Raw genomic sequence first — 7,723 nt, 5'->3', positions numbered from 1 at the left:
GAAATTCCCTTTTTCCAAATTTTCTGACCACTATTTTTTAAGTTTTTTACAACAGGCTAGATTGTAGCACGTTGGAAATACCATGACCGGCGATACTCGAGGGAATGTACATGGGTTGCCCGGGGAAACAACCAACCAAAGACCAGCCACCAGCGAAGCAAAAACGCTCTCCGACGTCCATGCCACGTTCATGATTCGTTCATGATACGTCCATGGGAGCGACAATCCTGCAGGAAAGGCTAGACAAAAGACAGGGAAGCCACCGTGAAAAAGTCATTTATTCACGACAAATTCCATAATACAGAATAAATAATAATCTAACATATTACCGGATAATAATTTGATTTCTGCTAATAATTTTATACATTTACAATATTCATTCAGAACTAAAAAAAGACAAAGTTATGGGCGGCGAAGGACACATGGCTGACATGAATCAGCGCATCAAACAAAACCAGACATTACTCCGGCGGCGACGTGAAAGGAGCAAAAACCTCCTTGAAACGATACGAGAGAAATCACATTCTCCCTATTCAAAAAATTTCTCGGTAGAGGAATTGGAACAAGCTGAAAAAGAATTTGCGCTCAAGGAACGGGCTGATAAGCTATATTACCTGCGCTTCACCTTTATATTTTTAGGCTCTATACTCTTGCTTGCCCTCTTGGCATTTTGGATATTTAAATAAAAACATAAACAATCATGCATCTTAACACCATCCAACCCGTGTATTTTTCCCCCACGCGTACTTCCGGCAAAATCGTGCATGCCATCGCGGAGGGAATGAATATTCCCGTGAATAAAGAAATTGAACTGACTTACCCGACGGCGAATCAAGAGATCACGATCCGCGATACTCTGGCGATCATAGGGGTACCTACCTACGCGGGACGGGTTGCCCCCACGGCTCTCGAACGATTGAAACACTTGCACGGGGACTCCACTCCTGCCGTACTTGTCGTGTTATACGGCAACCGGGATTACGAGGATGCCTTGATTGAACTGCGTGATTGGGCGAAAGCACAAGGATTTATACCTGTCGCCGGGGGTGCATTTATCGGCGAACATTCTTACAGCACGGCAGAAATGCCGACAGCGGCGGGCAGACCGGACGCCGCGGACACTGAAATTGCACGAAACTTCGGTAAAACCATCATCCTGAAATTGAAGGAGTTCAACCAACCGGACGAAATTCCGCCATTACACGTGAAAGGTAATTTCCCGTACAAAGAGAATAACCCCAAAACACCGGCAACACCGTCCACCGTCTATGAATTGTGTACACAATGCCAATATTGCATAGAAATTTGCCCGACAGAAGCGATCGAACTAAAAGAAGAAATCGAGAGTGCCCCCGAAACCTGCATAAAATGTTGTGCCTGTGTTAAGGAGTACCCGAACGGGGCAAGAATATTCAATACCCCTTTCACGGAATTTCTGTTCAAGAATTTTCACGACAGAAAAGAACCGGAAACGTTTATATGATTTAAGATTTATGATTTCGGACTTACGATTTAAGATTACTCCCAATCCTAAATCGTAAATCCGAAATCATAAATCTTAAATTGTTTCGTCATTCAGCGCTCTCTTCACGAACTGTTCGATAAAATCAACCGTTCCCTCCACCCCCAGCAGGGAAGAATCCACCGACAGATGATAGGACGCGGCAACACCCCACTCTTTATCCGAATAAAAATTGTAATAATTAGGACGTGTCTTATCCATCTTGCGCACCAGTTCGCGGGCGTCCTGTTCCGGGATATGCTGGCGATTCATCACGGTTTTCACCCGTTCTTCCGTATCGGCATGGATAAATATATTGATACATCTTTTGTTCTCCCGCAAAATATAATCGGCACAACGCCCCACGATGACACAGGAGTGTTCATTCGCCACTTTCCGGATTACATCCGATTGTATCTGAAAAAGTTTATCGTTCGAAAGGAAATCATTGTACTGGAACGGCCCGAACGTAAACCCGGCAGCAAAAGCCTGCAAGAGATTCCCCGAATTTTTCTCGTCCGCCTTTTCAAAAAATTCCTGACAAAGTCCGCTCTCTTTGGAAGCCAACGCGATCAACTCCTTATCGTAGAAAGCAATATTAAATCGCTTCGCCAAGGCGTGCCCTATTTCCTTGCCGCAACTACCGAACTGACGTCCGACGGTAATAACAAAATTCTCCATAAGTCTATCTTTAAGCTATTTCTTCTACAAAACTACCGTTTTTTTCCCAAACCTGTCGTCCATTATGTACAAATTTATTTACACATTCAGATGTTTTAATTGCCACCTCAACATCAACGCCGCCACAACCGTCGCGATGGCGTCCGCCACGGGCATACTCATCCAGACTCCTACCGTGCCGAAGAAATTCGGGAAAATCAACAGTGAAGGGATCAAGAACAGCAATTGCCGGGTCAACGACAAGAAGATCGCTTTCTTCGCCATCCCTATGGACTGGAAGAAACTCGACGTCACCATCTGGAAGCCGACCACGGGGAAAAATATCAACACGATACGCAACCCTTCCACCGCGATACGAGTCAAATCCGCGTCCGACGTGAAAAGATAGATAATCGGCCGCGGGAACAACTGCCCCGCCAAAAAACCGATAGTCGTCACCGCCACCCCGCAAAAGACAGTGTATTTCAATACCTGTTTCAGTCGATCAAATTGCCGAGCCCCGAAATTATAACCCGCGATAGGCTGCATCCCTTGATTGAACCCCATCACGATCATCAAAAACAAAAAGACCACCCGGTTCACGATACCGTAAGCCCCGATAGCCAAATCTCCCCCGTGAGCTTTCAGGCTCTTGTTGATCAGAATAACCACAAAACAGGCACACAGGTTCATCAGGAACGGCGATAACCCGATAGCCAACATTCCCCCGACAATATGCCGTTTCAACCCGAATATGCCTCGTTGGAAATGCAGGAAACTCTTTTTATCGAAGAAGTGATGCAACTGCCAACTCAAAGATATCACCTGAGCCGCAATCGTCGCCAACGCCGCCCCTCTTATTCCCCACTCGAACACGAGAATAAACAATGCGTCCAACACGCAATTCACTATCACCGCCATCAGCGTCGCCGTCATCGCCTTCTTCGGGTAGCCCGACGCCCTCAGTACCTCATTCAGCCCCATGTAAATATGGGTAACCAGATTACCTCCCAGAATCACCTCCATGTATTCCCGGGCATACGGCAAGGTATCGGGACTCGCCCCGAAAAACAATAATATCGGGTCAAGAAACACCAGAGCCACCGTCATGAACACCAACCCGATAATAGCATTCATCAAAACCACGTTGCCCAACACTTGATTGGCGCTCTCCTTATCTCTCTGCCCCAGCTTGATAGCCACCAGTGTCGAGGCACCCACCCCCACCAGCGAACCGAACGCCGCCGCCAGATTCATCAACGGGAAAGTGATAGCCAATCCCGCGATAGCCAACGGTCCCACGCCATGCCCGATAAATATACTGTCCACCATGTTGTACAACGAAGATGCCGTCATGGCAATAATAGCGGGAATCGCGTATTGCATCAGCAACTTCCCGATTTTCTCCGTTCCCAGTACAAGTGGAGCGCTGTCCTTTACATCAGTCATTCCAATCTCCGCTTTCTATAATTAATTGTTTTAACGCTTCAATAGCTTCTCCTTCCGGCACACCCACGCGCACCATCGCTTTCCCGCGGAACAGGTTCACCTTCCCGTTCCCGGCACCCACGTAACCGTAATCGGCATCACCCATCTCCCCGGGCCCGTTGACAATACATCCCATCACGGCTATTTTCAAACGGCTCAAGTGCCCGAAAGCCTCCTTCACCCGTGCCACCGACTCCTGCAAATTATATAACGTCCGTCCGCATCCCGGGCAACTGATAAATTCCGTTTTATAACGGCGCACTCCCGCCGATTGCAAAATATCCCGGCTCAACTGCACGCCATAGAACGCGTCCGGCACCCCGGTGCAAGACAACCACAACCCGTATCCCAATCGATCCAAGAATAAACCTCCCAAATTCGCCGCCGCCAACAAACGAAGCGTCGATACATCTTTCTCTTTCGATATCAAGCGAATAATCACCCGGTTTTCAATACCTAAACGTTCAAGCCCCCCCAAGTAAACACGGTACACCGCAACAGAAGCCACATCCAAGGTAAGCACCACGACAGCCGACTTATTCTCCTTCAATTTTCTCGCCAAATCGGCATTCATGAACTTCCCGTTACGCACCTCCACGAAAATACCATCTCCCTCCACGGGACGCGAAAGGCGAAGAAACTCCTTGTCACTGATTAACGCTGCCGCCTTACGGTTATAAACATGCGCCACATCTATCATCTCGAAAGGCACGACCACGGTCACCGAATCCGGCAATTTTGTCAATTCCGGTCCCAGTGCCTCGGTATAAATAATCTCCGGGGCGCGTACTCCCCCTCGCAACATATCGCCGTACACCGGATCATTCACCGCTGCCACGTGAAAATCCAATTTCTCCATCACCGCTTCGTCTATGCAATCCACCTTGGATATATCCGCGACAAGCACCGGGCGCGAATAACACCCGTCTAACTTAACAGGTTCCACACCCACGTCAACGCGACTACATAATATACTCAAAGCTAATGCCTCGGGAATTTCCCGTTCCGGTTCCTCCGTCAGTGAAACCCGGATAGTATCGCCCAATCCCTCGTTCAAGAGAGTACCGATACCTACTGCCGAGCGAATCCTCCCGTCTTCCCCCTCTCCCGCTTCCGTCACTCCCAAGTGCAACGGGTAATCCATCCCCTCTTTTTCCATCTGCCGCACCAGCAAACGCACCGCCTCCACCATCACGCGGCAATCGCTGGACTTCAAGGAGATCACCACGTTATCAAACTCTTCGTCACGACACACGCGCAAGTACTCCATCGTCGCCTCCACCATTCCGGCAGGCGTATTCCCGTAGCGACTCATAATCCGGTCAGACAGGGAGCCGTGATTCGTACCGATTCGCACCGCCGTGCCGTGTTCCCGGCACACGTCCAGAAACGCAGTGAACTTCTCCCGCAACCGCCGCAACTCCTCCCCGTATTCCTCGTCCGTGTAAACCAACGTCTGGAACGTGGCGCGCTTGTCGACGAAATTACCGGGATTGATACGTACCTTCTCCACGTGTTTCGCCGCCTCCATCGCTGCCTCCGGGTTGAAATGTATATCAGCCGAAAGCGGTGTAGTGTACCCCCTCCGGCGCAATTCCGCGTGTATATTGGCTAAATTTTTCGCTTCCTTTACCCCGGGAGCCGTGATACGCACCAGTTCACCTCCCGCGTCAATAATCCGTATCGCCTGCTCCACGCAAGCCTCCGTGTCCATCGTGTCCGTGTTCAACATAGACTGCACGCGCACCGGATACTCCGACCCGATATAAATATCACCGACTTTTACTTGTTTTGTTTTCCGACGACCCATGTTTTAATTTTAGATTTTAAATTTTAGATTTTAGATTCCCATCACGCTACATCCTAAATTTTAAATTCTAAATTCTAAATTTTATTCATTATTCTTTTCAGATTCTGAAGGTTATGCCTATTCGCCATATCCTTCCCTTCCGGGGTGTAAAGATAGTCGATTTCTTCTTTAAAATGATCATAAACCCGAGTTCTTACCACTTTCATCGTGGAATTTATCATCCCGTTCTGCTCTGTCAACGGTTCGGGCAGGATAGCCACCACCGCGGGCAACCACCTTTCCGGGAACAAATTAGCATAGCGCCCGCCAACCCGGTAAGCCATCAATTCTTCCTGCAACTTCTTTATCATCAAACGATAGGAATCCGGGGAATCTGGTTCCATGTTCCGTTTCCCGACATATTCCCGCAAGGCGGCTTTATTCGGCACGATCAACCCCGCCGTGTAAGGCGATTGATTGTTATACAATATACAATAATCTATGTACCCGGATTGCTCGGCTATCGTTTCCTCGATACCCTCCGGACTATATTTCTCCCCGTCATTCGCGATCAGCAATGACTTGAACCGCCCCAGCACGTACAGCCAACCCGCTTCGTCCAGATATCCCAGATCACCCGTGTGCAACCAGTCATCGACAATCGTTTCGGCAGTGCTTTTCTCGTTGCGCCAATATCCTTCCATCACGTTTCCACCCCGGATCCACAACTCCCCCTTCTGCCCGTGAGGCAACGGCTTCCCGTCCTCGTCGCAAATCAGGATATCCATCGGTTTTACCAGCGTTCCGGACGAACCGAAACGGTGGCGCCCGGGCGTGTTGGAACTAATCACCGGGGATGCCTCCGACAACCCGTAGCCTTGAAACATCGGCACGCCCAATGCCGCGTAATAACGTTGCAACTCAATATCCAACAAGGCACCGCCCCCGACAAAGAAGCGCAAATTTCTCCCGAACACCTGTTTCCTGATTTTCGAGAACAACACCGCGTCCCACAATTTCACCAGAGGTTTCAACAAGCATCTCCATCCCTTGCCCCGGTCGTCCCCGAAACCGTTGTATTTATAAACGAGCCTTAATCCTGTCCGGTATAAACGTTCCGTGAAACGTCCTTGTGCCCGTATGCCCGCTTCTATATTTTTACGGAAATTCTTTGCCAACGCCGGAACGCTCAACAATATATGAGGTTGCACCTCTTGCAGGTTCACGGGAATATTGCGCAAATACTCCATTCCCGATTGCCCGTAATCCACCGACGCGACCGAAGCCCCGTTATACATGAACGAGTAAAGCCCCACCGTGTGGGCAAAACTATGATCCCACGGCAGGAACAGCAACACTTTATAATAATCCGGTATCCGGATAAGCGAATCCGATTGCAACACGTTAGTCACGTAATTCCGGTGCGAGAGCATGATACCTTTCGGCTCGGCAGTCGTCCCCGACGTGTAAGAGATATTCACGAGGTCACGTTCGTCGATAGCCTTCACCCTTTCGTCCAGTTCGTTCCGGTGTCCCGCCAACCATTCCGCTCCCTTCCGCTGCAATTCCTCGAAACCGATATAACGCCCCTCGTTCACCGCGGAATCCAACACGATAATCTTCTCCACGCCTTGTACCCGATCTTCAATCCCTTTCACCCGGTTCAGGAAATTCGACGAAACAACCAGAAACCTCGCTTGTGAATGTTCTATCCGGAACACAATCTCCCCATCCGTCAACTTAATCGACAACGGCACGTTCACCCCCCCGGCATACAACATCCCCAGCTCCGAATAAGCCCATTTATTGCACCCCTCGCTCAACAACGCCACCCTCTCGCCACGCTCCAACCCCAACATACACAATGCCCCGGCGAAGTTCATCACCTCCCGTTTCACCCCCGTGTACGTCGTCGCCCTGTATTCCCCGTCCTTCTTCTCCCATAAATAAGGTCTGTCGGGAAACATTTCACAACTTCTCTCGAATAAGTCTATAATCGTCTTCATATCTTTCATCATACCCACAAAGCTAACAAAGAATTTCCATTCTTACGAACAAAACGCTTCATTCGTTGTCATAAGTTACCATAAGGCAATGCCTGCAACCACAATTCCATGAAACGATCGTACACGCGATAGCCCTTATCGGATTTAAAAACGTATTCTTTATCCATCAAAATAGGATTACTCTGTCCTGCCACCCATCCCGGCATCCCGTAATATTCTTTCCGTCTTCTTCTCCATGTAACAATTCGTGATATGCCAACGATGCTCGTCAAGCCAATA

At 49.1% G+C, this 7,723-nt stretch carries 7 protein-coding genes; 2 read left to right on the top strand and 5 right to left on the bottom strand.

Going from position 1 to position 7,723, the window contains the following annotated elements:
- The first annotated feature begins 404 nt into the window (after positions 1–404).
- Positions 405–686, top strand: a complete 282-nt coding sequence (locus Q5866_RS20480) for a hypothetical protein (RefSeq protein WP_303182218.1) — start codon at positions 405–407, stop codon at positions 684–686.
- Between the two features lie 14 nt (positions 687–700).
- A complete protein-coding gene (locus tag Q5866_RS20475) occupies positions 701–1,483 on the top strand; it encodes a 4Fe-4S binding protein (RefSeq protein ID WP_303182217.1) in 783 nt (260 codons plus the stop codon).
- A 75-nt stretch (positions 1,484–1,558) separates the two neighbouring features.
- On the opposite strand, the gene Q5866_RS20470 is transcribed toward Q5866_RS20475, so the two are convergent.
- From Q5866_RS20470 to Q5866_RS20450, 5 genes are all read right to left on the bottom strand, one after another.
- Positions 1,559–2,182: an AAA family ATPase gene (locus Q5866_RS20470; protein ID WP_303182216.1), complete on the bottom strand. Its 624-nt coding sequence runs from the start codon at positions 2,180–2,182 to the stop codon at positions 1,559–1,561.
- A 78-nt stretch (positions 2,183–2,260) separates the two neighbouring features.
- On the bottom strand, positions 2,261–3,610 hold the full coding sequence (locus tag Q5866_RS20465; RefSeq protein WP_099291793.1) for an MATE family efflux transporter: 1,350 nt from the start codon (positions 3,608–3,610) through the stop codon (positions 2,261–2,263).
- Positions 3,603–5,459 (bottom strand): (E)-4-hydroxy-3-methylbut-2-enyl-diphosphate synthase, encoded by a 1,857-nt coding sequence (gene ispG, locus Q5866_RS20460; RefSeq protein WP_099291792.1) that lies wholly within the window; start codon positions 5,457–5,459, stop codon positions 3,603–3,605. The genes Q5866_RS20465 and ispG overlap by 8 nt, the downstream gene beginning before the upstream one ends.
- A gap of 74 nt (positions 5,460–5,533) precedes the next feature.
- On the bottom strand, positions 5,534–7,453 hold the full coding sequence (locus Q5866_RS20455; RefSeq protein ID WP_303182220.1) for a long-chain fatty acid--CoA ligase: 1,920 nt from the start codon (positions 7,451–7,453) through the stop codon (positions 5,534–5,536).
- Positions 7,454–7,512: 59 nt separating this feature from the next.
- Positions 7,513–7,723: hypothetical protein (locus tag Q5866_RS20450; protein WP_368502071.1), on the bottom strand; the 211-nt coding region annotated here is incomplete at its 5' end.

Origin of the sequence: uncultured Butyricimonas sp. (assembly GCF_959596855.1) — a bacterium.
Lineage (GTDB): Bacteria > Bacteroidota > Bacteroidia > Bacteroidales > Marinifilaceae > Butyricimonas > Butyricimonas muris.
Note: the sequence above shows the minus strand (reverse complement) of the source record. Positions and strands in the feature narration are given on the sequence as shown.

Coding starts and splice junctions, on each gene's coding strand:
- Q5866_RS20470 (WP_303182216.1), bottom strand. CDS start 2,182: ATGGAGAATTTTGTTATTACCGTCGGACGTCAGTTCGGTAGTTGCGGC.
- Q5866_RS20455 (WP_303182220.1), bottom strand. CDS start 7,453: ATGAAAGATATGAAGACGATTATAGACTTATTCGAGAGAAGTTGTGAA.
- Q5866_RS20480 (WP_303182218.1), top strand. CDS start 405: ATGGGCGGCGAAGGACACATGGCTGACATGAATCAGCGCATCAAACAA.
- Q5866_RS20475 (WP_303182217.1), top strand. CDS start 701: ATGCATCTTAACACCATCCAACCCGTGTATTTTTCCCCCACGCGTACT.
- Q5866_RS20465 (WP_099291793.1), bottom strand. CDS start 3,610: ATGACTGATGTAAAGGACAGCGCTCCACTTGTACTGGGAACGGAGAAA.
- ispG (WP_099291792.1), bottom strand. CDS start 5,459: ATGGGTCGTCGGAAAACAAAACAAGTAAAAGTCGGTGATATTTATATC.